Annotated in this window: 25 protein-coding genes and 1 pseudogene; 16 read left to right on the top strand and 10 right to left on the bottom strand. The window is 70.1% G+C overall.

Annotated features, from left to right (window positions below):
- Positions 1-7 precede the first annotated feature (7 nt).
- Together CXY79_RS04470 and CXY79_RS04465 are read right to left on the bottom strand one after the other, a co-directional pair.
- Complete coding sequence (locus CXY79_RS04470) at positions 8-1,072, bottom strand: alcohol dehydrogenase catalytic domain-containing protein (protein WP_104099944.1); 1,065 nt, start codon at positions 1,070-1,072, stop codon at positions 8-10.
- Between the two features lie 88 nt (positions 1,073-1,160).
- Entirely contained in the window at positions 1,161-2,525 is a 1,365-nt protein-coding gene (locus CXY79_RS04465; RefSeq protein ID WP_104099943.1) for a glutamyl-tRNA reductase, read from the bottom strand.
- Positions 2,526-2,596: 71 nt separating this feature from the next.
- Between CXY79_RS04465 and hemE the strand changes: the two genes are divergently transcribed.
- The 12 genes from hemE (at position 2,597) to CXY79_RS04405 (ending at position 12,945) form a co-directional block, all read left to right on the top strand.
- Positions 2,597-3,787: a uroporphyrinogen decarboxylase gene (gene hemE / locus CXY79_RS04460; protein ID WP_104099942.1), complete on the top strand. Its 1,191-nt coding sequence runs from the start codon at positions 2,597-2,599 to the stop codon at positions 3,785-3,787.
- Positions 3,788-3,815: 28 nt separating this feature from the next.
- The gene (gene hemG / locus CXY79_RS04455; protein WP_104099941.1) at positions 3,816-5,297 is read left to right on the top strand and encodes a protoporphyrinogen oxidase; all 1,482 of its coding nucleotides are present in this window, start codon (positions 3,816-3,818) and stop codon (positions 5,295-5,297) included.
- An 88-nt stretch (positions 5,298-5,385) separates the two neighbouring features.
- Positions 5,386-5,718, top strand: a complete 333-nt coding sequence (locus CXY79_RS16155) for a hypothetical protein (RefSeq protein WP_174720183.1) — start codon at positions 5,386-5,388, stop codon at positions 5,716-5,718.
- Positions 5,719-5,749: 31 nt separating this feature from the next.
- The gene (locus CXY79_RS04445) at positions 5,750-6,166 is read left to right on the top strand and encodes a phage holin family protein (RefSeq protein ID WP_199186725.1); all 417 of its coding nucleotides are present in this window, start codon (positions 5,750-5,752) and stop codon (positions 6,164-6,166) included.
- Positions 6,156-6,479: a DUF3618 domain-containing protein gene (locus CXY79_RS04440; RefSeq protein ID WP_104099939.1), complete on the top strand. Its 324-nt coding sequence runs from the start codon at positions 6,156-6,158 to the stop codon at positions 6,477-6,479. Before CXY79_RS04445 ends, CXY79_RS04440 begins: the two co-directional genes overlap by 11 nt.
- Positions 6,480-6,548: 69 nt before the next feature.
- Positions 6,549-7,313 (top strand): hydrogen peroxide-dependent heme synthase, encoded by a 765-nt coding sequence (hemQ, locus tag CXY79_RS04435; protein ID WP_104099938.1) that lies wholly within the window; start codon positions 6,549-6,551, stop codon positions 7,311-7,313.
- Positions 7,313-8,407: a ferrochelatase gene (locus CXY79_RS04430; protein WP_104099937.1), complete on the top strand. Its 1,095-nt coding sequence runs from the start codon at positions 7,313-7,315 to the stop codon at positions 8,405-8,407. The genes hemQ and CXY79_RS04430 overlap by 1 nt, the downstream gene beginning before the upstream one ends.
- On the top strand, positions 8,404-9,357 hold the full coding sequence (hemC, locus tag CXY79_RS04425; RefSeq protein WP_104099936.1) for a hydroxymethylbilane synthase: 954 nt from the start codon (positions 8,404-8,406) through the stop codon (positions 9,355-9,357). The genes CXY79_RS04430 and hemC overlap by 4 nt, the downstream gene beginning before the upstream one ends.
- Entirely contained in the window at positions 9,357-10,148 is a 792-nt protein-coding gene (locus CXY79_RS04420) for a uroporphyrinogen-III synthase (RefSeq protein WP_104099935.1), read from the top strand. The genes hemC and CXY79_RS04420 overlap by 1 nt, the downstream gene beginning before the upstream one ends.
- A 43-nt stretch (positions 10,149-10,191) precedes the next feature.
- Positions 10,192-11,178 (top strand): porphobilinogen synthase, encoded by a 987-nt coding sequence (hemB, locus tag CXY79_RS04415; protein WP_369827931.1) that lies wholly within the window; start codon positions 10,192-10,194, stop codon positions 11,176-11,178.
- Positions 11,178-12,506 (top strand): glutamate-1-semialdehyde 2,1-aminomutase, encoded by a 1,329-nt coding sequence (gene hemL, locus CXY79_RS04410; RefSeq protein ID WP_104099933.1) that lies wholly within the window; start codon positions 11,178-11,180, stop codon positions 12,504-12,506. Before hemB ends, hemL begins: the two co-directional genes overlap by 1 nt.
- A gap of 88 nt (positions 12,507-12,594) precedes the next feature.
- Positions 12,595-12,945: a hypothetical protein gene (locus CXY79_RS04405; protein WP_104099932.1), complete on the top strand. Its 351-nt coding sequence runs from the start codon at positions 12,595-12,597 to the stop codon at positions 12,943-12,945.
- Positions 12,946-13,139: 194 nt separating this feature from the next.
- On the opposite strand, the gene CXY79_RS04400 is transcribed toward CXY79_RS04405, so the two are convergent.
- The 5 genes from CXY79_RS04400 to CXY79_RS04380 all read right to left on the bottom strand — a co-directional run bounded on the left by CXY79_RS04400 (position 13,140) and on the right by CXY79_RS04380 (position 18,255).
- On the bottom strand, positions 13,140-14,156 hold the full coding sequence (locus CXY79_RS04400; RefSeq protein WP_104099931.1) for an MDR family oxidoreductase: 1,017 nt from the start codon (positions 14,154-14,156) through the stop codon (positions 13,140-13,142).
- Positions 14,157-14,190: 34 nt separating this feature from the next.
- A complete protein-coding gene (locus tag CXY79_RS04395; protein WP_104099930.1) occupies positions 14,191-15,033 on the bottom strand; it encodes an ABC transporter permease in 843 nt (280 codons plus the stop codon).
- The gene (locus CXY79_RS04390) at positions 15,030-15,950 is read right to left on the bottom strand and encodes an ABC transporter ATP-binding protein (protein WP_104099929.1); all 921 of its coding nucleotides are present in this window, start codon (positions 15,948-15,950) and stop codon (positions 15,030-15,032) included. The genes CXY79_RS04395 and CXY79_RS04390 overlap by 4 nt, the downstream gene beginning before the upstream one ends.
- Positions 15,951-16,034: 84 nt before the next feature.
- A complete protein-coding gene (locus CXY79_RS04385) occupies positions 16,035-17,249 on the bottom strand; it encodes a cysteine desulfurase-like protein (RefSeq protein WP_104099928.1) in 1,215 nt (404 codons plus the stop codon).
- A 79-nt stretch (positions 17,250-17,328) separates the two neighbouring features.
- A complete protein-coding gene (locus CXY79_RS04380) occupies positions 17,329-18,255 on the bottom strand; it encodes a rhodanese-related sulfurtransferase (RefSeq protein ID WP_104099927.1) in 927 nt (308 codons plus the stop codon).
- Between the two features lie 119 nt (positions 18,256-18,374).
- Between CXY79_RS04380 and CXY79_RS04375 the strand changes: the two genes are divergently transcribed.
- The 3 genes and pseudogenes from CXY79_RS04375 to CXY79_RS04370 all read left to right on the top strand — a co-directional run bounded on the left by CXY79_RS04375 (position 18,375) and on the right by CXY79_RS04370 (position 19,553).
- Positions 18,375-18,920, top strand: a complete 546-nt coding sequence (locus CXY79_RS04375; protein WP_104099926.1) for a YbhB/YbcL family Raf kinase inhibitor-like protein — start codon at positions 18,375-18,377, stop codon at positions 18,918-18,920.
- Between the two features lie 77 nt (positions 18,921-18,997).
- A pseudogene (locus CXY79_RS16880) lies at positions 18,998-19,075 on the top strand (hypothetical protein); the annotation flags it as partial.
- Positions 19,076-19,157: 82 nt separating this feature from the next.
- Positions 19,158-19,553 (top strand): alpha/beta hydrolase, encoded by a 396-nt coding sequence (locus tag CXY79_RS04370; protein ID WP_104099925.1) that lies wholly within the window; start codon positions 19,158-19,160, stop codon positions 19,551-19,553.
- A 177-nt stretch (positions 19,554-19,730) separates the two neighbouring features.
- Here the strand turns inward: CXY79_RS04370 and CXY79_RS04365 are convergent, their stop codons facing one another.
- On the bottom strand, positions 19,731-20,369 hold the full coding sequence (locus CXY79_RS04365; RefSeq protein WP_104099924.1) for a LysE family translocator: 639 nt from the start codon (positions 20,367-20,369) through the stop codon (positions 19,731-19,733).
- 202 nt (positions 20,370-20,571) lie between these two features.
- On the opposite strand from CXY79_RS04365, the gene CXY79_RS04360 reads away from it, so the two are divergent.
- On the top strand, positions 20,572-21,135 hold the full coding sequence (locus tag CXY79_RS04360; RefSeq protein ID WP_104099923.1) for a thioesterase family protein: 564 nt from the start codon (positions 20,572-20,574) through the stop codon (positions 21,133-21,135).
- A 273-nt stretch (positions 21,136-21,408) separates the two neighbouring features.
- Here the strand turns inward: CXY79_RS04360 and CXY79_RS04355 are convergent, their stop codons facing one another.
- Both CXY79_RS04355 and CXY79_RS04350 read right to left on the bottom strand, forming a co-directional pair.
- Positions 21,409-21,921, bottom strand: a complete 513-nt coding sequence (locus tag CXY79_RS04355; protein WP_104099922.1) for a hypothetical protein — start codon at positions 21,919-21,921, stop codon at positions 21,409-21,411.
- A gap of 99 nt (positions 21,922-22,020) precedes the next feature.
- Entirely contained in the window at positions 22,021-23,643 is a 1,623-nt protein-coding gene (locus tag CXY79_RS04350) for an NAD(P)/FAD-dependent oxidoreductase (RefSeq protein WP_104099921.1), read from the bottom strand.
- Position 23,644: the final 1 nt, after the last annotated feature.

Raw genomic sequence — 23,644 nt, 5'->3', positions numbered from 1 at the left:
CACGAGTTCAGGGGCGGGCGAGCTCGATCAGGGTAACGCCGCCCGGCGCGGCCGGGTCGCTCATGGCGGCGAGGGCGGCGGGCGCCTCGGCCAGGCTGAGGCGGCGGCCGATCAGGTCCTGCGGGCGCAGCCGGCCGGAGGTGACCAGGGCCAGCAGGGCCGGATAGTCGCCCGCGGGCATCCCGTGGCTGCCCATCACGGTCAGTTCGCGGGCGATGACATCGCCGAGCGGAAGCCGTGGGTCGTCCGCCAGCAATCCGATTTGGACGTGGCGTCCCCGGGTTGCCAGTGAACGGATGGCGATGCCCACCGTGCTCTCCCGGCCGAGCGCCTCGACGCTGACCTGCGCACCCGCACCCGCATCCGTGCCCCTGCCCGTCACCGAGCGGATCCGCGCCACCACCTCATCGTTCGAGAGCCCGGCGGAGTCCACCGTGAAGGTCGCGCCCACTCGCGCGGCCGTCTCACGGGCCGCGGCACTGACGTCCACGGCGATCACGGTCGCACCGAGCGCCGCGCCGATCATGACCGCGGAGAGACCGACGCCGCCGCAGCCGACCACGACGAGGGTCTCGCCCGCCTGCAACCGGGCCTGATGCACGAGTCCGCGATAGGAGGTGGCGAAGCGGCAGCCGAGCAGCGCGGCGGCGCCGGCATCCAGTCCCACGGGAATCGCGATCAGGTTGACGTCGGCGTTGTGCAGGGCCACCCGCTCCGCATAGGAGCCCCAGTGGGTGAAGCCGGGCTGGGTCTGGTTGCGGCAGACCTGGCCGTTGCCGTCCCGGCACTCCGGGCAGTCGCCGCAGGCGCAGACGAACGGCACGGTGACGCGCTGGCCCACGGCGAAGCGGCGCACCTCGGGCCCCACGGCGTCGATCACGCCGACGAGCTCGTGGCCCGGAACGTGCGGCAGGGCGATGCCGGCGTCGTGCCCGAGCCAGCCGTGCCAGTCGCTGCGACAGAGGCCGGTGGCCTCCACTCGCACGACGACCCCGGACGCGGACGGCGCCGGGTCAGGAACCTCCCGCAGCTCGGGTACGGCACCGAACGCGTCGAACCAGACGGCTCTCACCCGCGGATCCCGGCCGTGCTGTGCACGCTCGCACCGTGCAGGCTCGCACCGTGTGCGCTCGCACCGTGCGGGGCCAGGCCGCCCACCGTCAGGATGCCACGGGGCCGATATCGGCGACCGTGGCCGCGGTGCCGGCGGCGGGCAGCTCAACCTGGATGCCGAACAGGGCATCGAGTCCGGTCAGGAATGCGGCCTGCTCGCCCGCTCGGGCCAGCTCGCGGGATCGCACCATCGGGGTGTGCAGAAGCACGCCGGCCAAGTGGCGCAGGGCCGCCTCGGTCTGCTCGCTGTTGTCGCCGCGGTTGCGCGCCCGTTCGATCTCACCGTCGAGGAGGTCGAAGACGTAGCTGCGAAGGGCCACGACGGCCGGGGCGAGGCTCTGCTCCTCGGCAACCGCGGAGAACTTGCGGGCGGCGCGGCCCACGAGCAGTCGGGCGTCGCTGGTGGCGTTGAGCTCCTCGAGCGGCGCGTGGATGCGGATGGTCTCGAGGTCGAGCAGCTCGACGCCGGCCAGGTCGGTGACGTCCGGGTCGACGTTGCGCGGCAGGCCCAGGTCGATGATGAGCCGGCGCGGGATCTCGGTCGGGGCATCCGTCATCGGGCAGGAGGGCAGTGTGCGCGCTTCGGCGGCCGGGAGCTGCAGGGAGAGTGCGCGGCCCGAGTGGAGCAGGGCCGCGTCGATCACGTGGGTGTCGGCGGTCGTGCAGGTGAGGATCAGGTCGGCCTCGGCGGCTTCGATGGCGAACGCCGACTCGGCGACGGCGGTGATCTGATGCGAGGTGGCGAACTTCTGGGCGCGGCCCGAGGGGGAGTACACCCGCACGTCCTCGGCGCCGAGGTCCCGCAGCGCGGCGAGGGAAGCCCCCGCGTAACGGCCCGTGCCGACCAGGAGCACGCGGGTCTGAGCCCAGTCCGTGATGCGGCTTTCGGCCAGTTCGAGGGCCAGGCGCACGAGTGAACGCCCCGCGGCTCCGATGCCGGTGCGGTTCTTGACGCCCCGCGAGGTCTGCGACGCACGCTGGAAGAGGCGTTCGAGTTCGGGGCTGGTGGTGCGGGAGAGCCGGGCCTGCTCGAGGGAGCGGCGCACCTGGCCGGCGATTTCGCCCTCGCCGACGACCACCGATTCGAGGCCGCTCGTCACGGCGAAGAGGTGCTCGGCGACGCCGCTGCCGTGCACCAGGTCCAGGGTGTTCCGCAGAACGTCGACGGCCACGCCGGTGCTCGCACTGACGCCGTCGATGGCGGCGTGCACGGCCGAAAGTGGGGAGGAGCCGAGCGGTTCGTCGAGGTCGAGGTAGGCCTCGAACCGGTTGCAGGTGGCCACGACCACGGCACCGACCAGGGCCGGGTGCCGCTCGAGAATGCCACCCGCCGTGTCGTTCGCACCGACAGACAATTTCTCCAGCACGTCGAAGCTGGAGTTCTTATGGCTGGCGGACAGGCAGATCAACACCAGACGAGTCTACGACCTGTGGCTGAGGGCCCGAATCGCCCGAGTGTCGGAAGTTTGACAGAATCAAGATAATGAACCTCGACGCGCAACACCCACTCGCAACCGGACTCACAGCCGATTCACGTCTCATCCGCGCCTACCAGGGCACCAGGCCAGACGTCACCCCCGTCTGGTTCATGCGCCAGGCTGGCCGTTCGCTGCCCGAATATCGCTCGCTGCGGGTCGGTACGCGCATGCTCGACGCCTGCCTCGACCCGGAGATGGCGAGCGAAATCACGCTGCAGCCGGTGCGCCGCCACAACGTCGACGCCGGCATCCTCTTCAGCGACATCGTCATTCCGCTCAAGCTCGTGGGCGTCGACGTCGAGATCGTCGCAGGCACCGGCCCCGTCCTCGGCACGGCCGTGCGCACGGCAAAGGATGTCGCGGAGCTCACTGCTCTCGACCCTGCCGTGCTTGAGGGGAACCTCGCCCCGATCACCGCGGCGGTCGCGCGCACAGTCGCCGAGCTCGGCTCGACGCCGCTGATCGGATTCGCCGGGGCCCCGTTCACGCTGGCGGCCTATCTCGTGGAGGGCGGTCCGTCGAAGGACCACATCAACGCCCGCACGCTCATGCATGCGGACCCCGACGCCTGGGCCACCCTGATGGAGTGGACGGCCGAGGTCACCGGACGATTCCTGCGCGCGCAGGTTCTGGCCGGCGCCAGCGCCGCCCAGCTATTCGACTCCTGGGCCGGCGCGCTCTCGCTGGCCGACTACACGCGCTTCGTCGCTCCTGCCTCCACCGCGGCGATCGCCCACGTGCGCGACCTCACCTATGGCGAGGGCGCCGCGGGCACAGATGCCGAGGGCGTCGCATCCGTGCGCCGCAACGTGCCCGTTGTGCACTTCGGAGTGGGCACGGGCGAGCTGCTCAGGGAGATGCACGGGGTGGGCGCCGACGTCGTCGGAGTCGACTACCGGGTGCCGCTCGATGAAGCCAACCGTCGCCTCGGCGGACTGGTCCCGGTGCAGGGCAACGTCGATCCGGCGCTCCTCGCGGCACCGTGGCCGGTGCTCGAAGCGCATGTCCTCGACGTGCTCGAGCGTGGGCGCACGGCACCGTCCCACGTGCTGAACCTGGGCCACGGCGTTCCGCCGATGACCGACCCGAACGTGCTGACTCGCCTGGTGGCCTTCGTGCACGAGGTCACCGCAGTCTCCGCCGGCCCGGCCGCCGCCGTCCCGGAAGCCCCGGCCGCCGCGCCGTCCGCGTCCTGACAATCGCACGCAGGCTCAGGGGGCGCGAATGAAAGACGTCATCGTCATCGGTGGAGGGGTGGCGGGCCTGATCGCCGCCCGAGCCTGCGCCCGGGTCGGACTCAGCGTGACCGTGCTCGAAGCCACCGGTGTGCCGGGCGGAGCACTCGGCAGCCACCAAGTGGCCGGCCTCACCCTCGACAGCGGTGCCGAGAGCTTCGCCGTGCGGCGCGACGCGGTGGCCGAGTTCATCGCCGACCTCGGTCTGTCCGACGAGGTTGTCGCGCCGAACCCCGCCGGCGCGTGGCTGCACCTGCCCGACGACCGCGTGCCGAATGGTTCGGTCAGCGTTCCGCTGCCCAAGGCCGGCGTGCTCGGCATCCCCGGTTCTCCGCTCGCTGACGACGTGCGCCGCGTGATCGGCTGGAGTGGCGCCTGGCGCGCCTACGCGGACCGGCTGATGCCGGTGTTGACGATCGGCCGGGAACACAGCCTGGGTGAACTCGTGCGCAAGCGCATGGGGCGCCGCGTGCTCGAACGGCTCGTCGAACCCGTGACCGCGGGGGTGTACTCGTCCGCGGCCGACGATCTCGAGATCGACGTCGTGGCCCCGGGCCTCAACTCCGCCCTCACGGTGACGGGTTCGCTCTCCGGGGCCGTGCTGTCGTTGCGCTCCGGCGCCCCGGCCGGCTCGAACGTGGCCGGGCTCCGGGGCGGCATGTTCCGGCTCGTGACCGCTCTGGTGGCCGACCTCGTGTACTTCGGCGCCGAGATCGTGACGGATGCCCCGGTCACCGCATTGCAGCGCTCCGGCACCGAGGACGCGCCCACCTGGACGGCCACCTGCGCGGCACCGGACACGGCGGCGGACGCAGACGCGCCGGCAGCCCCGGCGCCGGAGACCACCCTCGACGCCCACTTCGTGATCATCGCGACTCCAGGCGCGCAGGCGCTCGGCCTACTGGCCGGCCTGAGCCCGGCCCATGCGGCGCTCGCCGAACTCGACTGGCCGCAGCCGACGGCGATCGAGCTGGCCACGATCGTCATCGACGCCCCGGAGCTCGACCTGCACCCGCGCGGCACCGGCGTGCTGGTCGCGGCCGCGACCCCCGGGGTCACCGCCAAGGCGCTCACCCACGTGACCGCGAAGTGGGACTGGCTGGCCGAGGCCGCCGGACCGGGCCGACACGTCATCCGTCTGTCCTACGGTCGCGCCGGCCAGGACAGCCCCACCGCCGGTCTTCGCGATGACGAGCTCCTCGCGCTGTCCCTGGCGGACACCCGCACGATCCTGGGCGTCGACCTCGACGCGACCGCCGTGCGCGGTTTCGCGCGCACGGTCTGGGGCGATGCCCTCTCGCCCGCGACCGTCGGCGCACCCGAGCGGGTCGACCAGGTGCGCGAGGTCGTGGCCGCCACCCCGGGACTCGAACTCACGGGTGCGTGGCTCGCCGGCACCGGCCTGGCCTCGGTGATCCCGGATGCCGTCGCCGCGGCCTCCCGCACCCGGCAGGAGGCCCTCGGCATCTGATCGCCGGGTCACCGGCCGTGCCGACCTGCTCTTATCCCTAATGGGGGATACTCTGAGGGATACGTGCACCTTGAGGAATGGAGTGACAATGCGGGGAAAGCTTCTGTTCATCACGGGTGGACTCGTCGGATACGTCCTCGGCGCGCGCGCCGGGCGCAAGCGCTACGACCAGATCGTGGCCGCGGCAGACAACGTATGGAACGCGCCGCCCGTTCAGCGCCGGGTGAACGAGGCTCGCGACTTCGCGCTCGAGCGGGTCGGGGATGTGCCGTCGGCACTCCTCGAGACCGGCAAGAAGATCGCCTCGGCCCTGCAGTCCAAGGCGTCCAAGACGTCCGGGACCAGCTACACCGTGCCGACGCCGGCGACCGCAGCGCCGACCGCACCGACGACGGTCGCCGACGACACCACCACGAAATAATCACCGCGACACTCCGAACGAAGGGGAAACTGTGAGAAACAGCGAATTCAACCCGAAGAGCCGGAAATCGACGTTCGACCTTCTCGGTGAGCTGCCCGGTCAGATCATCGCCCTGGTCAAGGCCGAACTCGACGCGGCTAAGGCGGAGGTCGCCGGTAAGGCCAAGAACATCGGGCTGGGCATCGGGCTCTTCGTCGGGGCGGCCCTGTTCGCGTTCTTCGCGGCTCTGGTGCTGGTCGCCCTCGCGGTCATCGCGCTCGCCCTCGTCCTGCCGCTCTGGCTCGCGACCCTGATCGTGGCGGTCGCCCTGTTGCTGCTCGCGCTCCTGTTGGGGCTGGTCGGCAGAAACCGGCTGCAGGCCGGAACGTCATCGGATCCGGACGGCGTGACGGAAAGCATCCGTCGCGACGTCGACGCCCTCAAGGGAGTTGGCAAATATGAGCACTGAAGTGAACACGACGACACATGAGGCCGTCCGCGGGAGCGTCGCAGCTGTCACGGTTGAGGCCGTTCCGCGCACCAAGACCGAGTTGCGCGCCGAGGCCGCCCGTGCCCGCGTCGAACTCGCGCAAACGCTCGACGCGATCGAGTACAGGCTCAACGTGCCGAGGCAGTTGCGCGTACGCTCGCGCCTGGCCAACGTGCGCCTGCGCGAACTCGGCGAGAAGAATCCCCTCGCACTGGCCGGCATCGTCCTGGGCGCGGCCACGGCCGCGGTGGGCGCCATCTGGCTCGGTGTCAGGGCCGTGCAGCGCCGCTGAGGCCAACGGAAGCCGGTACCCGACCGCGCAGTTTTGGCTCTCGCGGCAAAGGAGTAGAGACTAGTAGTTATGACTCACCCGGCTGCCGGAGAGGCAGTAAACCCACCTCACTCCACCACCTCTGCCGAGACCCACGGAACGACTGACGCGCCAGACGCGTCGCCGCAGGGTTTCACGCTCTTCGCTGTGCTGCGCAAAGATCCGAGCAACCCGGACGACCTCGACGGCCACGATGTGCCCCGAGCCGTCCTGGAGCTCGACGACGTCATCGGTCTTGTTGAGGCCGAGGGCGTCACCGTCCGCGGCTTCTACGACGTCTCCGGGCTCCGCGCCGACGCCGACGTGATGATCTGGACCCACGCACCGGAGGCCGAGACCCTGCAGTGGGCCCACCGCCAGCTGCGTCGTAGCCGCCTCCTCAAAAGCCTCCTGCCGACCTGGAACGCCATGGGCGTGCACCGCGACGCCGAGTTCAACAAGAGCCATGTGCCTGGGTTCCTGCGTGGAGTGGAGCCGAAGGGCTGGCTGACCCTCTACCCGTTCGTGCGCAGCTACGAGTGGTACCTGCTGCCGGAGGCCGAGCGCAGCGCCATGCTCGCCGACCACGGCCGCAAGGGCGCGGCCTTCCGCGGAGCCATCGCCAACACCGTCTCCTCGTTCGCCCTCGGCGACTATGAGTGGCTGCTGCCGATCGAAAGCGACGAGCTCACCGAGCTCGTCGACCTGATGCGCGAACTGCGCAACACCGAGGCGCGCCGCCACGTGCGCGAAGAGGTCCCGTTCTACACCGGCCGCCGCATCTCGACGGCCGAACTGGTGGAGGTTCTGCAGTAATGACTACCTACGATGCCATCCTGCTCGCCGGCTTCGGCGGCCCCGAGGGTCAGGACGATGTGATCCCGTTCCTGCGCAACGTCACCGGCGGGCGCGGCATCCCCGAGGAGCGCCTCGAAGAGGTCGCCAAGCACTACCGCCACTTCGGCGGGGTCAGCCCGATCAACGACCAGAACCGTGTGCTTCGCGCCGCGCTCCAGGCCGAACTCGAACGCCGCGGCATCAACCTGCCCGTGCTCTGGGGCAACCGCAACTGGGCACCCTACCTGCGCGACACCATCAGCGAGGCCAACGACAACGGCCAGACCCGGCTCCTGGCCATCGCCACCAGCGCCTACAGCTCCTACTCCGGCTGCCGCCAGTACCGCGAGGACTTCGCGGCCGCGCTGACCGCGACCGGGCTGGAGGGCGTGGTGCACATCGACAAGGTGCGCCAGTTCTTCGACCACCCCGGATTCGTCACCCCGTTCGTGACCGCCCTCCAGAAGGGGCTCGCGGATGTCGTGGCCCAGGTCCCCGGAATCGACCTGGCCACCGAGGTCGAAATCCTGTTCTCGACCCACTCGATCCCGATGACCGACGCCAACAAGAGCGGCCCGGCCGAGCGCGGCTTCGGCGAGGGCGGCGCCTACGCGGCGCAGCACCTCGCCGTCGCCCAGAAGGTCATGGTCGGGGTGGACACCCCGTGGCAGCTGGTCTTCCAGTCCCGCAGCGGGCCGCCCACCATGCCGTGGCTCGAGCCCGACATCAACGACGCCATCGCGTTGCTGCCGGAGCGGGGCATCCGTGCCATCGTCATCGTGCCGCTCGGCTTCGTCAGTGACCACATGGAGGTCATGTGGGACCTCGACAACGAGGCCACCGAGACCGCCGGGGACCTCGGCCTGGTGTCCGTGCGGGTGCCGACGCCCGGCGTCGACCCGGCCTTCGTGAGCGGGCTCATCGACCTGGTTGAGGAGCGCATGAACGACACCCCCGCCGACGCTCGTCCGCACGAGACCGACCTCGGACCCTGGTACGACGTCTGCCGCCCTGGTTGCTGCGAGAACGTGCGCCTGGGCTTCAAACCGGCCGTCGCCGGGATGGCTCCGTGAGCCTGATCCGCGTCGGAACCCGTGGCAGCGCGCTCGCCCTGGCGCAGACCACTGCGATTGCGAACCGCATCGCGACCGCGTCCGGCTCCGAGGTCGAAATCGTCACGGTCACGACGCACGGCGACACCTCCCGCGAGTCTCTGTCAAGCCTGGGCGGCACGGGCGTCTTCGCCAGCGCCCTGCGGGAGTCGCTCCTGGCCGAAGAATGCGACGTCGTCGTGCATTCCTTCAAGGATCTGCCGACGGCCGCCTACCCGGGCCTCCGAATCGGCGCCACCCCGAAGCGGGCGGATGCGCGCGACGTGCTGTGCGCCCGCGATGGGCTGAACCTGACCACGCTGCCCGAGGGCGCGCGAGTCGGCACAGGGTCACCGCGCCGGGCCGCCCAGCTGCGATCGCTGCGCCCGGACCTGGACGTCGTGGACATCCGTGGCAACGTGGAGACCCGTCTGAACCGTGTGGCCGAGGGCGACCTCGACGCCGTCGTGCTCGCCGCCGCGGGCCTCAGCCGGCTGGCGCTGCTCGAGTCCGTGGACGGCGAATACCTGGAACTGTCGGATTGGCCGACCGCTCCCGGCCAGGGCGCGCTCGCGCTCGAGGTGCGCGACGGGAAGCTCGACCGTACTCTCGCCACGGCCCTCACTGCGATCAATCACTCGACCAGCCAGACCACCGTCATGGCCGAGCGTCTGGTGCTGGAGCGGCTCGAAGCCGGCTGCGCCGCGCCCATCGGCGCCATGGCCGCGATCGACGACGGGCTCCTGTTCCTCACCGCCACGGTGTACAGCCCGGACGGCTCCCGCAGCGTCGTGAGCTCCCATGCCGCCACCCCCGACTCCCACTCCATTGCGCACCTGGCCGAAGCCGCGCAAGACGTGTCCAACCGTGTTTCGTTTGACCTGCTCGCCGGCGGCGCTGCCGACTTCGCCCCGATCAAGGTGACTTCGTGATGAACTCGCGTTACAAGACAAAAGCCAGCCTCGCCAAGCCGCTCACCGGCTGGCGGGTTCTCGTGCCGCGCGGCGGCCCGTGGGGCGACCACGTCGCCGCCGACCTGCGTTCCAAGGGCGCCCAGCCGATCGTGGCCCCCATGATCAACTTCGCCCCGACCGACGACGCCCCCGCGCTCGAGGCCGCCCTGGCACGCCTCGCGGCGGGCGACTTCGACTGGATGACCGTGACCAGCGCCACGACCGTTGACGTTCTGTCGTCGCACCGTGCCGTCGTGGCCGCGTCCACGCGCATCGCGGCGGTCGGCGAGACAACGGCCGCGGCCCTGATCGCGGCCGGTTACCGGGTCGACATCGTCCCCTCCGAAGACAACTCGGCCCGCGGACTCCTCGAGGAGTGGGAAACGGCCACCTCGGGCCAGGTGCCGCTGCGCATCCTCACTCTCCGCTCGGAAATCGCCAAGCCGCTGCTGACCGAGGGGCTGCGCCGGATCGGCCACGACGTCGAATCGGTCGTCGCATACCGCACCATCGGCGTCCCGGTCGACCAGCGCGTCGTCGCGGACGTCGCGGCCGGCACTGTCCAGGCCCTGCTCGTCACCTCCGGAAGCGTGGCGCAGCAGGTGCAGGACCAACTCGGGCCGATCCCCGAATCGACCGTGGTGGCCTGCATCGGGCCGCGCACGGCGCGGGATGCGGCGGCCATCGGCCTGCGCGTCGACGTCGTGGCCGACTCGCCCAGCGCCGAGTCCTTGATCCAGGCCCTGGTGCACGTCGCCCGATCCCGCTGACGGTTCGCGCACGCCCGGCCCGGCGACGTAGCATTGACGGGTGATAAACCCCGTCATCCGCCCGCGACGGTTGCGCACCACTCCCGCGCTCCGTCGCCTGGCCAGCGAAATCCGTCTGCACCCCTCCGAATTGGTTCTTCCGATGTTCGTGCGGGAGGGCAGCGGCGACCCGATGCCGATCCAGTCGATGCCCGGGGTGGTTCAGCACACCATTGACAGCGCCCGGCGGGCGGTGACCGAGGCCGCGGGAGCGGGCATCGGCGGCGTCATGCTCTTCGGGGTGCCGACCGTGCGCGACGCCGTCGGCTCCGGGGCGACCGATCCCGACGGCATCCTCAACGCCGCCACCCGCGCGCTGGCCGACGAGGTCGGCGACGCCCTCGTCGTGCAGACCGACCTCTGCCTCGACGAGTTCACCGACCACGGCCACTGCGGATTGGTCGGCGCAGACGGCAGCGTCGACAACGATTCCACCCTCGAGCGCTACTGCGACATGGCGCTCGTGCAGGCGGCCTCCGGCTCGCAGCTGCTCGGCCTGAGCGGAATGATGGACGGCCAGGTTGCCGCCGTGCGCCAGGCGCTCGACCAGAACGGCTACGTCGATACGGCCGTGCTCGCCTACTCGGCCAAGTACGCCTCGGCCTTCTACGGTCCCTTCCGCGACGCGGTGGAGTCAACCCTCGACGGTGACCGGCGCAGCTACCAGCTCGACCCGGCGAACCGCCGGGAGGGCGTGCGCGAGGCCCGGCTCGACATCCAGGAGGGCGCCGACGTCGTGATGGTGAAGCCCGCCGGCAGCTATCTCGACGTGCTCGCCGAGGTCGCCGCCGTCAGTGACGTTCCGGTCTGGGCCTACCAGGTGTCCGGTGAATACGCGATGATTGAGGCCGCAGCCGCCCACGGCTGGATCGACCGCCGCCGGGCCGTCGAGGAGTCCGTGCTCAGCATCCGTCGCGCCGGAGCGGACGCCGTGCTCACCTACTGGGCGGTCGAACTGGCCACCTGGTTCAACGAAAGACAGGCCCGATGATGTCCCGCAACGACGATCTCTTCGCCCGCGCGCAGCGCGCCATCCCCGGCGGAGTGAACTCACCCGTTCGGGCCTTCCGGTCGGTCGGGGGCACCCCGCTGTTCCTGGTGAAAGCGAAGGGTGCCTACGTCACCGACTCGGACGGGCGTGAATACGTCGACCTGGTCAGCTCCTGGGGCCCGGCCATCCTCGGCCACGCCCACCCGGAGGTCGTGCAGGCGGTGCAGGATGCCGCCGCGCTCGGCCTGTCCTTCGGTGCCTCTACGCCCGGCGAGACCATCCTGGCCGAACTGATCGAGGAACGCGTCGGCGCGGTCGAGAAGCTGCGCCTGGTCTCGACCGGCACCGAGGCCACCATGACGGCCATCCGTCTGGCCCGCGGTTTCACCGGTCGCGACCTGCTGATCAAGTTCGCCGGGCATTACCACGGTCACTCGGACGGACTGCTGGCTCAGGCAGGGTCCGGCCTGGCCACGTTGGCCCTGCCCGGCTCGGCCGGGGTCACGGCAGCGACGGCCGCGCAGACCCTCGTGCTGCCGTACAACGACCTGGATGCCGTACGAGTCGCCTTCGAGGCGCACCCGGGCCGGATCGCCGCCGTGATCACCGAGGCGGCGGCGGCGAACATGGGTGTCGTGGCTCCCGACGCCGGCTTCAACGCCGCGCTCACCGCCCTCGCGCACGAGCAAGGCGCGCTCCTCATCATCGACGAGGTCCTCACCGGCTTCCGGGTGCATCCGGCCGGCTACTGGGGACTGGACACCGTGGGCCAGGGGCAGGCGGACTACACGCCGGACCTGTTCACCTACGGCAAGGTCATCGGCGGAGGCCTGCCGGTGGCGGCCCTCGGCGGTCGCGCCGACGTGATGGACTTCCTGGCTCCGAACGGCCCGGTCTATCAGGCCGGCACGCTCTCCGGGAACCCGGTGGCGGTCGCCGCCGGCATCGCCACCTTGCGGGCCCTGGACGAGAGCGTCTACGAGCGCATCGACGCCACCGCGCTGCTGCTCTCCGAGGCCGTCTCCGCCGCCTTCTCGGCCGAGGGTGTCGCGCACAGCGTGCAGCGGGCCGGCAACCTGTTCAGCTTCGTATTCGGTGCCGAAGCCGCCGCCAGCGCGCCTCGGAACTACGCTCAGGTGCAGCGCCAGGAGACGTTCCGCTACGGTCCGTTCTTCCACTCCATGCTGGATCAGGGCGTTTCGCTGCCGCCGTCCGTGTTCGAGGCCTGGTTCGTCTCCAACGCCCACGACGAGAGCGCGGTCGGCTGGATCCTTGACGCCCTCCCTGCCGCAGCGAAGGCCGCGGCCGCCGCGACCCCGCAGGTGTGACCCGCAGGTGTGACCCGTACACCCGGGAGTTATTCCTTTGTGAGGTTCCGACAGGTGGATTTCGTCCCGGAACAGGCAGACTAGACGCATGGCTTCCCTCCGCGTTCACCCTGACCGGCTTGAGATCCACCTCACGAAAGCGGAGAAGACCCTCGCCCTGCGGCGCGAGGACATCGTCGTACCGCGCGGGAACATCCGTTCGGTGACGATCACGGATGACCCGTGGATCTGGATCCGCGGGATCCGTTCTCCCGGGGTGGGCCTGCCGCTGGTGGTCGCGGTGGGCACCTGGAAGTTCCGCGGCGGCAAGGACTTCCTGGCGATCAAGCGCAAGCGCCAGGCGGTCGTGATCGACCTCATTGACGACGAGTTCTCCCGGGTGATCCTGACCACCAACCACGCCCCGGACCTGATCGCGTCGCTCAAGCTCGGCGGTTGACCGTCCCACTGGTCGAGCACGTCCGCTGTCGAACCGATTCGACGGAGATTCTACCGATTCCGGACTGAGACGGATGTTTAGGGCCTGTTTTGAGCAAAATCTCCGTCGGATTCGTTCGGGACGACGTTAAGCCGCAGCGGCAGCGGCAGCGGCAGCCACAGCGGCAGCCGCAGCCGCAGCCTCGGAGTCGCGTGCTAGCGGCGCACGTCGACGACGGTTCGACCGTGCATGGTGCCCGCGAGGATGCCCGCGGCGGCATCGAAGCTCGCCTCCAGCGGGATCACCTGGGTGAGGTGGTCGAGCAGGCCCAGGTCGAGGTCCGAGGCGAGGCGCTGCCAGGCCTCCTCGCGCTGGGCGAGCGGAGCCTCGACCGAATTGATCCCGATCAGGCTGACGGCGCGCAGGATGAAGGGCATGACCGTGGCCGGAAGGTCGGCCCCCTGGGCCAGGCCGCAGGAGGTGACCACTCCGCCGTAGTTCGTCTGGGCGAGGACGTTGGCGAGGGTCGCGCTGCCGACCGAATCGACGGCCCCGGCCCAGCGCTGGCCCTGCAGCGGTTTGCCGGCCTCGCTGAGGGTGCGGCGATCGACGAGTTCGACGGCACCGAGCCCGCGCAGGTAGTCCCCGAGCTCATCGATGCGGCCGGTTGACGCGTGCACCTGGAAGCCGCGGGCGGCGAGCAGTGCCACGGCGACGCTGCCGACCCCGCCGGCAGCGCCGGTCACGAGCACGGCACCGGACTCCGGCGTGACCCCACCCCGTTCGAGGCCGAGCACGGACAGCATGGCGGTGAACCCGGCCGTGCCGATCGCGGCGGCCCGCACGGCGCTGATACCGCTCGGCAGCCGCACCAGGGAGCCCCCCGACACGCGGGCCCGTTCGGCCAACCCGCCGTGGTGCGTCTCGCTCAGACCGGCCCCGTTGAGGATGACCTGGTCTCCGGCCGACCAGCGCGGGTCGGCGCTCTGCTCGACCGTTCCGACCAGGTCGATCCCGGCGACCAGGGGCCAGGCGCGCACGACCCCGGGGCGGCCCATCAGGGCGAGCCCGTCCTTGTAGTTGATGCTTGAGTACTCGACCGCGATGGTGACGTCGCCGGCCATCAGGAAGCCGTCGTCAACCACGCGGAGGGCCGCGCTCTGCGTCTTCCGGCCCTCGGCATTTTCGATGCGGTCGACGACGATGGCCCGGAACTCAGTCTCAATACCCATGCGTCGAGACTACGCGGGCGTTCGGGTCAGGTGTTCAGGTGACGTCGCGCTTCCAGCTGACCGCATAGCCGATCACGGTCGCGGCGAGCATGTAGGCCAGGAGGACGAGCCCGCCCTGCCACCACTCGAGCAGCGCCGCCGGGGTGCCTCCCGGCGCGGCGAGGGTGAAAAAGCTCGCGCCGACCAGGGCATCGGAGGCGGCCCCCGGCAGGTAGTTGCCGATCCCTCGCGTCACGTCGGTGAACAGGGATGCGAAGCGCAGCAGCGGTTCGACGAACTGGGTGAAGGCGAGCACGATGACGATCGACGCCACTTGGCTATGCACGAGCACGCCGAGGCCCACACCAATGGTCGACCAGATGGCCATGGCGAGAACCGTGCGGCCGATCAGCGCCCAGGTAGCGCTATCGGCCAGCAGCGGGTCGACGTCGAACGCGTTGATGACGAGCGCGCCGACGCCGACGGATGCGAGCAGCGCGACGACCCCGAAGACCGCGCCGACCACGAAGAGAGCGATCGTCTTGGCCCCGAGCACCTGGGCCCGCCGGGGATTGGCGAGGAACGTGGGGGTGAGGGTCTGGTGCCGGAATTCGCCCGTAGTGGCGAGGGTCCCGAGCAGAACCGGGAAGACATAGCCGACGGATGACGCGAAGCTGTAGATCAGGGGTGGGAGGCTGCCGAACCCGGCGAGTCCCTGGGATCCGGTACCGGCGGCATCCGGGCTGATCGCGCCGCTCTCGATCCCCGCGAACAGCGCCGAGAGGCCGCCGGCGAGCAGGGCGATATAACCGAACATGACCGCGGCGAGGACCCACCACAGGCGCGTTGTGCCGAGCTTGGCGAACTCGGCACCGAGGGCGCGGCTGAAGGACGTCATCGCGACTCGCCTCCGTTTCCGTTTGCGTGGCCGTTCACGAGGGCGAGGAATGCCTCCTCGAGCCCCTTCCTCTCCCGGTGCAAAGCGCTGAGTTCCACGCCGGCCGAGAACGCGATGTGGCCGATCAGGGCCGGGTCGGGCGCAGCGGCGAACAACCCGGTGCGCCCGGTGGAAAACTCGATGCCGGCCTGGCTGAGGGCGGCCTCAAGAGCAGTGCGGTCGGGGGAGTCGACCAGGATGCGCGGCGCCGCCTCGGTCTCGAGGCTCGACAGGGTGCCTCGGTGCACGAGGGCTCCGTCGGCGATGATGATCACGTCGTCGACGCTCTGCTGCACCTCGGAGAGCAGGTGGGAGCTGACCAGGACCGTGCGCCCCTCGTCGGCCATGGTGCGGAGGAAGCCGCGGATCCATTTGATCCCCTCCGGGTCGAGCCCGTTGATCGGCTCGTCCAACACGAGCACGCCGGGGTCGCCGAGCAGGGTGAAGGCCAGGCCGAGCCGCTGCCGCATGCCGAGCGAGAAGCCGCCGACACGCTGGGCGCCGTGTGCGCCGAGGCCGACCGTGTGCAGCACCGCGTCGATGCGGGCGGAGGGCAGCCCCGCCGCGATGGCGTAGACCGCCAGGTGGTTCCGGGCACTGCGGCCGGGATGGAAGCTGGCTGCCTCCAGGGCGGCCCCGACGGTCTGCAGCGGGCGCGGCAGGTCACGGTAGCGGATGCCGTCGATGGTGGCCGTGCCGGACGTGGGCGCGACCAGCCCGAGCAGCATGCGCAGCGTGGTGGTCTTTCCGGCGCCGTTGGGGCCGAGAAAGCCGGTGACCCGGCCGGGCTCCACGGTGAAGGACAGGTTGTCCACCGCGGTGACGTTGCCGAACGTCTTGGTGATGTTGCTGAACTCGATGACCGCGCCGACCGGCATCCGTTCCCCCTTCGTTGCTGGTAGTCCCGCGCTGATAGTCGATCTCTGGGATCTGGTTCCAGCCTAGGGGCGGAGACGACCGGGTCAGGTGACGCGGAGGAAGACGCTCAGTGCGGCGAGCAGCCGGGCCACCTCATCGACGGTGTTGTAGGGGGCGAGGCCGATCCGCAGGCCGCCACGGTCGCCGAGTCCGAGGTGCCGGGAGGCTTCGAGGGCGTAGAACGAGCCGGCGGGGGCGAGGATGCCCTGCTTGCACAGGTGGCGGGACGCATCCGCGGTGTCGTGGCCGGTGAACGTGACCAGCACGGTGGGTGTGCGCACGGCAGCCCTCGAGTGCAGTCGCGCCCCCGGCAGCTCCGCCAGGCCGGCCTCCAGTTTGCCGCGCAGGGTCTCCTCGTGGTGTTCGAGAGCCTGGGACGAGCGGATCAGGCGCTCCCGCCGAGAGGCCCCGGCCGGCGCGGCGTCGCCGAGGCCGGCGAGGAATTCGACGGCAGCCGTGACCCCCGCCATCGTCTCGTAGGGGAGCGTGCCCAGCTCGAAACGCTCGGGCACCTGGTCGCTCGAGGGCACCAGCTTGTCGGGATATATTGTTTCGAGCAGCGCGGGCGCGGAAGCGAGAATCCCGCAGTGCGGACCGAAGAACTTGTAGGCCGAGCAGACGAAGAAGTCTGCTCCCAGCGCCGCGACGTCCACCGACGCGTGCGGCGTGTAGTGCACGCCGTCGACGTAGAGGAGCGCGCCGACGGAATGTGCGAGCCGGGCGATCGCCGCCACGGGCGGGCGCGTGCCGATCAGGTTGGAGGCGGCGGTCACGGCTACCAGCCGGGTGCGCTCGCTGAGGACCGCGGCGATGTCCGGGACGCTCAGCTCACCGGTGGCCGGGTCGAAGTCCGCCCAACGCACCGTGGCGCCGGCCCGGTCGGCGGCCTGCATCCACGGGCGGATGTTCGCGTCGTGGTCGAGCCGGGTGACCACGACCTCGTCGCCCGGGCCCCATCCGGCGGACAGGGCGTTCGCCAGGTCGTAGGTCAGCTGCGTGGCGCTGCGTCCGTAGACGATTCCGCGTTCTTCGGCGCCGAGCAGATCCGCCATGGCGCTCCGGAACCCGGTGACGGCGTCCTCCGCGTTCTGCTGGGAGGTACTTCCGGTTCCCCGGATCGAGAGCGGACCGGTCAGGGTCGACGCGATCGCGGAACCGACCGCCAGGGGGGTCTGGGTGCCGCCCGGGCCGTCGAAGAAGGCCGTGCCGGTGGCGAGGGCGGGAAAGCTGGGTCGGATCGTCTGCGCATCAAAGGTCACAGTGCATCCAATCACAGCCCCGCCTCCTGCCCCGGGGAAGTAGCATGTCGGCATCTGCGAGAGGGCGCACCGCGGCCGGTCAGGCCCCGGTGTGCGCGTCAGCGTGGGCGGTGGCGTGGGCCGCGCACGCCGGGGCCTTGGCAGCGACGCAGCCAGGGCAGACGACGAGCTGTTCCCGGCAGGAGGCATCTCGGCAGTTGAGCAGGTTCTTCGTCGGTTCACCGCACACCAAGCAGCGCCCGATCACGGCGGTGTGGTCGCTGAAGTCCAGCGACATCCGCTGGTCGAAGACGTAGAGCGAACCGTTCCAGAGGCCGTCGTCGCCGAAGGCCTCGCCGTAGCGCACGACGCCGCCGTCAAGCTGGTAGACCTCGCCGAAGCCGCGCTCCTTCATCAGGGAACTGAGCACCTCGCAGCGGATGCCGCCGGTGCAGTAGGTGACGACGGGCTTGTCCTTGAGGTGGTCGTACGTGCCGCTCTCCAGCTCAGCCACGAACTCGCGGGTGTTGGCGACATCCGGCACGATCGCGTTCTGGAAGCGGCCGATCTCGGCCTCGAACGCGTTGCGGCCGTCAAAGAAAACGACCTCGTCGCCTCGCTCACCGACGAGGGCGTGCAGCTCGGCCGGGGAGAGCTTGGCGCCGCCGCCGACCACGCCGCCGGCGTCGACGCGCAACTCGCCGGGTGCGCCGAAGCTCACGATCTCATCCCGCACCTTCACGACCAGCCGGGGGAAGTCGAGGCTCAAACCCTGCTCATCGAGCCCGGTGCCCTCGCTCCACTTGACGTCGAGATTCTTGAACGGGGCGTAGTCCCGAGTCTTGCGCAGATAGCGCTTGATCGCGGGAAGATCGCCGCCGACGGTGCCGTTGAGGCCGTCGGTGGAGATCAGGATTCGCCCGCGCAGGCCCAACGATTCGCACAGGTCTCGCTGCCAGAGACGCACGGCCTCGGGGTCGGCCAGCGGGGTGAAGACGTAATAGAGCAGGATCTTCGGAATAGCCACCGCGCCATTTTACCGAGTTCGCCGGCTGGTAATCGGCTGATATCCGGGTGGGTGCCTGGGTGGGGGGCGCGGGCCGGGTGGCCGGCTGGCTAAGCTTCTGGCAACCAATTGGAGGCCCAATGGCCCAGAACGATCCTCTCGCCCGGTTCGGCGCTGTACCGCTATTCACGCTGACGAGCACGGACATGACCGACGGAGTGCCCCTCACCGCGGCGCAGTACGGCACCGGCTCCGGCGGCCGGAACCTGTCCCCGCACCTGGAGTGGTCGGGATTCCCGGCCGACACGAAGAGTTTCGCGGTGACCCTGTACGACCCGGACGCTCCGACCGGGTCCGGATTCTGGCATTGGGCGGTCGTCAACCTGCCGGCCGACTGCGTGGCCCTGCCCGCAGACGCCGGCGCTCCGGGCGGCCGGCTGCTGCCGAGGGGTGCCGTGACCCTGCCCAATGAAGGCCGTCAGTCGGCTTTCGTCGGTGCGAGCCCTCCGGCCGGCACCGGCACGCACCGGTACCAGTTCATCGTGCACGCGGTCGACGTGGCCCGGCTCGACATCGACCCGGACTCCACGCCGGCCGTGCTGGGGTTCAACCTGCACTTCCACACCCTGGCGCGCGCGGTGCTCGAGGCCACGGGTGTGCACGGAGGAGCCGCCCACAACCCCTGAGCTGAGGTCTTCCGAGGTTGTCCACGGGCGACAAGGCGCCGCTGACGGAGTACGCGGCCAGCCAGGCGGTCGACGGCATGATCGTCGTCAACGCGAACTACCGGATGGCGACGCGCTTCCAGCTGAAGCACATGTTGGACGACGGCAACGAGGTGTTGTGCTGGGTGGCCCGCCACATCGAGGAGTTCGGCGGGGATCCCCACCGGATCGTGCTCGAACATCGCCGACATCTCGGTGATGTTCGAGCGCGGATTCGTGCTGAGCCTGAATCTTCTGCGGATGCTGCTGCCGGAGCGCGGCCGCGGGGTCGTGCTGCGTACCGCGGCCCGGTTCATGTCCCCGATCGAGTGGCTCGAGCGCGGGTTCCCGCCGGTGTTCGTGACCACCTCGGAGCGTGACCACTTCTACCGGGCGAACCTCAATTTCATCGCTGCGCTGCGCCGGCGCTCCATCGCGGTCGACGCGCTGATCTACGACCGGAAGCAGACCAACACGCGCCACACCTGGCAGCAGGACGCCGCACATCCGGAATCGCAAGAGGTCTACCGCCGCCTGGGTGCCTTCGTGCGCCGCGTCGCCGGGGTGCCGCTCGCGGCCGTCGCAACCGTCGCAACCGTCGCAACCGTCGCTTAGAACGTTCATGGCGCACCCTGTGGAAGCCGGCGCATGTTCTACGGTCCGCCAGCTTCCACCGGGTGCGCCGCGACCAATGCGGGCCGCAGAGAAACCTTCGGACATCGGCTCACCGGGTCCGACAGGCCCGACTTTCGGGGCCGATATCGGAACCGCGGTCGACCACCGGGGGCAAGGTCAGGCTTGGGCGCCCGTGGCGGCGAGCACGCCGCCGAGGCCGATCATCATGACGCCGCCGCCCGCGGAGAGGTGCTCCATGCGGCGGGGGGACGAGGCGAACCAATCGCGGGCCGAGCCTGCCGCGAGGGCCCACACGCTGTCGCCGAGCAGGGCAAGCAGCACGAACACAAGGCCCAGGGTCAGCAGCTGAAGCGGGACGGCCCCGGCCGAGTAGTCCACGAACTGGGGCAGCACGGCCACGAAGAACACGATCGACTTGGGGTTGCTGATCCCCACGACCGATCCCTCGGCCAGCAGGCGCCACTTCGTCTTCGGCACGCTGCTCAGACCGATGCTCCGGGCGGCCGCGTGCCGGTGCCGGATGGCCTGCACGCCGAGGTAGACGATGTACGCGGCGCCGGCGAACTTGATCGTCGTGAACACCACGATCGACCCGGTCACGATTGCGCCGAGGCCCAGCGCGACGGCCGCGACCACCGGGATCAGCCCGAGGGCGTTGCCGAGCACGCTCAGCAGGCCGCCGAGGCGTCCGAGCGCCAGGGACCGCCCGATCACGAACAGCACGGTGGGTCCGGGCAGCACGATCAGGGCGACGGATGCCAGCGCGAACGTCAGCAGGTTGGGCAATGGGACCATATACGAAAGGTTAACCCGGCCGGGAGTCCGGGGCATCCGCTGTCGCGAGTGTGCCTGGTCCGGTCGAGAGTGACCCGCGGAACGGGCACGCTCAACCGGAGGCACTGTGGTAATCGTGCAGGTTCCGGTCGTGCGGGCCCGGATGCTTGTGGCTCGCGGCAGCAGAATGCGCCCCGGCACCGCCGGTGGCTAGCCTCTCAAGATGCACATGCTCTGGCGCACCCTCCTGCACTCCGTCCTCTCCCGCTTCGGCCCGCGCCTGGGCCACTACGACGTGGCCAGCACCCGGTTCATCACTTTGCCGACCGACCAGGACATCCTTCGGCATATGAACAACGGCGTATACCTGTCGATCATGGACATCGCCCGCTTCGACATGCTGCACCGTACCGGCATCTGGGCGATCTTCCTGAAGCGCGGCTGGTACCCGGTGGTGGTGTCGGAGACGATTAGTTTCCGCAAGTCGCTGACCCTCGGCCAGAAGTTCACGGTGGAGTCGCGCATCCTGGGCTTCGACGAGAAGGCCGTCTACGTGGAGCAGCGGTTCGTGCGGCCGGACGCCGACGGAACCCCGGAGATCTACGCGCAGGGCTTCATCCGCGGACGGTTCCTGAAGCGCAGCGGAGGGGTCGTGGGCATCGACGAGCTCGTCGACGCCGTGGGCGCGGTGCCCGAGGACGTGACGGTGCCGGCCTGGCTGCTCGAGTGGAGCGCGGATGTCGCGATGCCCGCCACCCGCGCCGCCGCGCCCAGCCACTGGACCTGAGTGGGAGCGCCACGCGCCGTGTCTGCCGTGTCAGCCGAGCCCGGGGGTCCTGCGGCACCCCCGCCCGTAGCCCGAACGAATTCGACGGAGATTCTGCCCGAATCAACCCGAAACAATACGGAAATGCAGTTTTGCCCGAGAATCTCCGTCGAATTGGTTCGACGCCGGGCCTGGCGTGGCGCCTGTGCTGACCAGCGTCCACGCGGGCGACCAGCGTCCACGCGGGGCGATCAGCTCTGATCCTCCGCGAGCGACACAACCAATCGATCAGGACTAGACGGTGGGTTCGGTGGCCTTCTTGGGCGGGATGAGCTCACTGTAGTACTCGACGTGGGGCTTGTAGTGGGTCCGGGCGGGTATCGGCTGACCGGTGCGCGCCGCAACGAGACGGTCGAAGTAGTAGTCCCAGAACGGGCCGACGGTGGCGGCCTCCGCGGCGGAGTGCAGGCGCTGGCCGAAGGTGAGGGTGGTCATCCCCGCCCCCTCGACGAGGTGCAGAATCACGTGCCGGGCGGCGGCACCCTCGCCGATGTCGGCGGTGAACCGCTTCGGCGGGATGCACTTGATAATGCTCACGTACTCCCACTCGGCATCCGCTTCGTCCAACTTGAATCGCACGGCGCCGGTCTCGGGAGCGCCCGTGTAGGTTCCGATCCAGCCGTGGAGACCGGCGGACCGGCTCACGCTCGCCCACACGTCGTCCTTCGACGCGCTGAAGAGCCGGTCGAGCATGAGGTACAGACCGTCTTCGCGATAGGCAAGGCGTCCGGTTGGCTTGAATGACATGCGAACCTCCACGGTGAGTGAGGCACGGGCCTCAGTACAAAACTATGCCCTTCTCCGGGCGGGGATCAACAGCCACGCCCTCCGGCCGGGACCCGGCGCCTACCCCTCGAGCACCGCCATCGCCGCATTGTGACCGCCGATGCCGCTGACGCCGCCGCCGCGTCTGGCGCCCGCCCCACAGATCAGAATCCGCGGATGCTCCGTCGCCACCCCCCAACGCTCGGCCGCGGTGGATCGCGGCGCGTCGTCCTCGAGGAACGGCCATTCCAGAGGACCGTGGAAGATGTTGCCGCCGGGGAGGTTGAGGGCGTGCTCCAGGTCGAGCGTGGTCTTCGTCTCGATGCAGGGCCGGCCGGCGGCATCGCTCAGCAAGAGGTCCTCGATGGGTTCGGCCAGAACGGAATTCAGCGACGCCAGAACGGCGGCTTGCAGCCGGTCGCGGCTGACGTCGTTGTTCTCCTCGGTGAGCCAGCGGTGCGGGGCGTGCAGCGCGAACACCGTGAGGGTCTGCGCGCCGGCGGCGACGAGCTCGGGGGAGAGGATGCTCGGGTCGCTGAGCGAGTGGCAGTAGATCTCGCAGGGCAGCAGCTCGGGGAAGCCGTCGTGGTCGGCCTGGTCGTAGGCGCTCTCCAGCTGGGTCAGGGTCTCGTTGATGTGGAAGGTGCCGCCGAACGCGGCCTCGGGGGACACGTCCTCGTCGCGCAGCAGCGGCAGTCGGCGGAGCAGCAGGTTCACCTTGACCTGCGCGCCCTCCGGTTTGGCGTCGGGCCCCGCGCTCGGCCCGGCACTCGGGCCGGCACCCGGCTCGACGTCGGGGCGCACGGATGCCGGCGCGGCCTCGCCGAGGAGACCCCGCAGCACCCACGGGGCGACGTTGGCGAGCACGTGCCGGCCCTGAACGACCCGCAGGGCGCCGCCGTGCCGGTAGCTCACCTCGCCCTCCGGCGTGACGCCGGTGACCTCGGCCTCCGTCACGATTCGGGCGCCGGCCTGCCGGGCGGCCTTCTCCAGCTCGCCGGAGACGGCACCCATGCCGCCGACCGGCACGTCCCAGTCCCCGGTCCCGTTGCCGATGACGTGGTACAGGAAGCAGCGGTTCGCGTCGAGCTCCGCGCTGTCCAGCGACGTGAAGGTGCCGATCAGGCCGTCGGTGGCGACCACCCCGCGCACGAGGTCGTTCTGGAAGCGATCACGGAGCGCGCCGCCGAGCGGCCGCTCGAAGAACTGCTCCCAAAGCATGTCGTCTCCGAGAAGGGTCCTGGCCTCCGAGCGCGTGGGCAGCGGCTCGCAGACGGTGGGGAAGAGCGCCCGGGCAACGCTCTCCGTGTCACGGTAGAAGGCATTCCAGGCAGAAAAATCGGCGGCCGCGCCGACCCGGTCGAAGCTGGCGCGGGTGGCCGGCTCGTCGCCGCGGTCGACCAGGAGTCCGGTTCGGGTGTCGGCCGGATCGGGGGTGTACGAGGAGTACCGGCGCCGGGCCAGCCCGATCTCGAGACCGAGTTCGTCGATGATTCGCTGCGGCAGCAGGCTGACCAGGTAGGAGTAGCGCGAGAGCCGCGCGTCGACGCCGGGGAAGGCCGGGGCGGAGATGGCCGCGCCTCCGACGTGTTCGCCCTGCTCGAGCAGGAGAACGCTTTTGCCGGCCAGGGCCAGATAGGCGGCGGCCGTCAGGCCGTTGTGTCCGCCGCCGATGATCACGACATCGTGTGTGGGTTCGCTCATG

The organism is Cryobacterium sp. M96 (genome assembly GCF_002929845.1).
GTDB classification, from domain to species: domain Bacteria; phylum Actinomycetota; class Actinomycetes; order Actinomycetales; family Microbacteriaceae; genus Cryobacterium; species Cryobacterium sandaracinum.
This window is presented reverse-complemented; position numbering and strand designations above follow the sequence as displayed.

What these genes read in the sequence shown, in the direction of transcription:
- CXY79_RS04355 (WP_104099922.1), bottom strand. Translation starts at nt 21,921, where the DNA reads ATGTCATTCAAGCCAACCGGACGCCTTGCCTATCGCGAAGACGGTCTG.
- CXY79_RS16155 (WP_174720183.1), top strand. Translation starts at nt 5,386, where the DNA reads ATGCGGGGAAAGCTTCTGTTCATCACGGGTGGACTCGTCGGATACGTC.
- CXY79_RS04370 (WP_104099925.1), top strand. Translation starts at nt 19,158, where the DNA reads ATGTTCGAGCGCGGATTCGTGCTGAGCCTGAATCTTCTGCGGATGCTG.
- CXY79_RS04440 (WP_104099939.1), top strand. Translation starts at nt 6,156, where the DNA reads ATGAGCACTGAAGTGAACACGACGACACATGAGGCCGTCCGCGGGAGC.
- CXY79_RS04400 (WP_104099931.1), bottom strand. Translation starts at nt 14,156, where the DNA reads ATGGGTATTGAGACTGAGTTCCGGGCCATCGTCGTCGACCGCATCGAA.
- CXY79_RS04405 (WP_104099932.1), top strand. Translation starts at nt 12,595, where the DNA reads ATGGCTTCCCTCCGCGTTCACCCTGACCGGCTTGAGATCCACCTCACG.
- hemG (WP_104099941.1), top strand. Translation starts at nt 3,816, where the DNA reads ATGAAAGACGTCATCGTCATCGGTGGAGGGGTGGCGGGCCTGATCGCC.
- CXY79_RS04430 (WP_104099937.1), top strand. Translation starts at nt 7,313, where the DNA reads ATGACTACCTACGATGCCATCCTGCTCGCCGGCTTCGGCGGCCCCGAG.
- CXY79_RS04350 (WP_104099921.1), bottom strand. Translation starts at nt 23,643, where the DNA reads ATGAGCGAACCCACACACGATGTCGTGATCATCGGCGGCGGACACAAC.
- CXY79_RS04360 (WP_104099923.1), top strand. Translation starts at nt 20,572, where the DNA reads ATGCACATGCTCTGGCGCACCCTCCTGCACTCCGTCCTCTCCCGCTTC.
- hemQ (WP_104099938.1), top strand. Translation starts at nt 6,549, where the DNA reads ATGACTCACCCGGCTGCCGGAGAGGCAGTAAACCCACCTCACTCCACC.
- hemL (WP_104099933.1), top strand. Translation starts at nt 11,178, where the DNA reads ATGTCCCGCAACGACGATCTCTTCGCCCGCGCGCAGCGCGCCATCCCC.
- CXY79_RS04395 (WP_104099930.1), bottom strand. Translation starts at nt 15,033, where the DNA reads ATGACGTCCTTCAGCCGCGCCCTCGGTGCCGAGTTCGCCAAGCTCGGC.
- CXY79_RS04365 (WP_104099924.1), bottom strand. Translation starts at nt 20,369, where the DNA reads ATGGTCCCATTGCCCAACCTGCTGACGTTCGCGCTGGCATCCGTCGCC.
- CXY79_RS04375 (WP_104099926.1), top strand. Translation starts at nt 18,375, where the DNA reads ATGGCCCAGAACGATCCTCTCGCCCGGTTCGGCGCTGTACCGCTATTC.
- CXY79_RS04390 (WP_104099929.1), bottom strand. Translation starts at nt 15,950, where the DNA reads ATGCCGGTCGGCGCGGTCATCGAGTTCAGCAACATCACCAAGACGTTC.
- CXY79_RS04420 (WP_104099935.1), top strand. Translation starts at nt 9,357, where the DNA reads ATGAACTCGCGTTACAAGACAAAAGCCAGCCTCGCCAAGCCGCTCACC.
- hemE (WP_104099942.1), top strand. Translation starts at nt 2,597, where the DNA reads ATGAACCTCGACGCGCAACACCCACTCGCAACCGGACTCACAGCCGAT.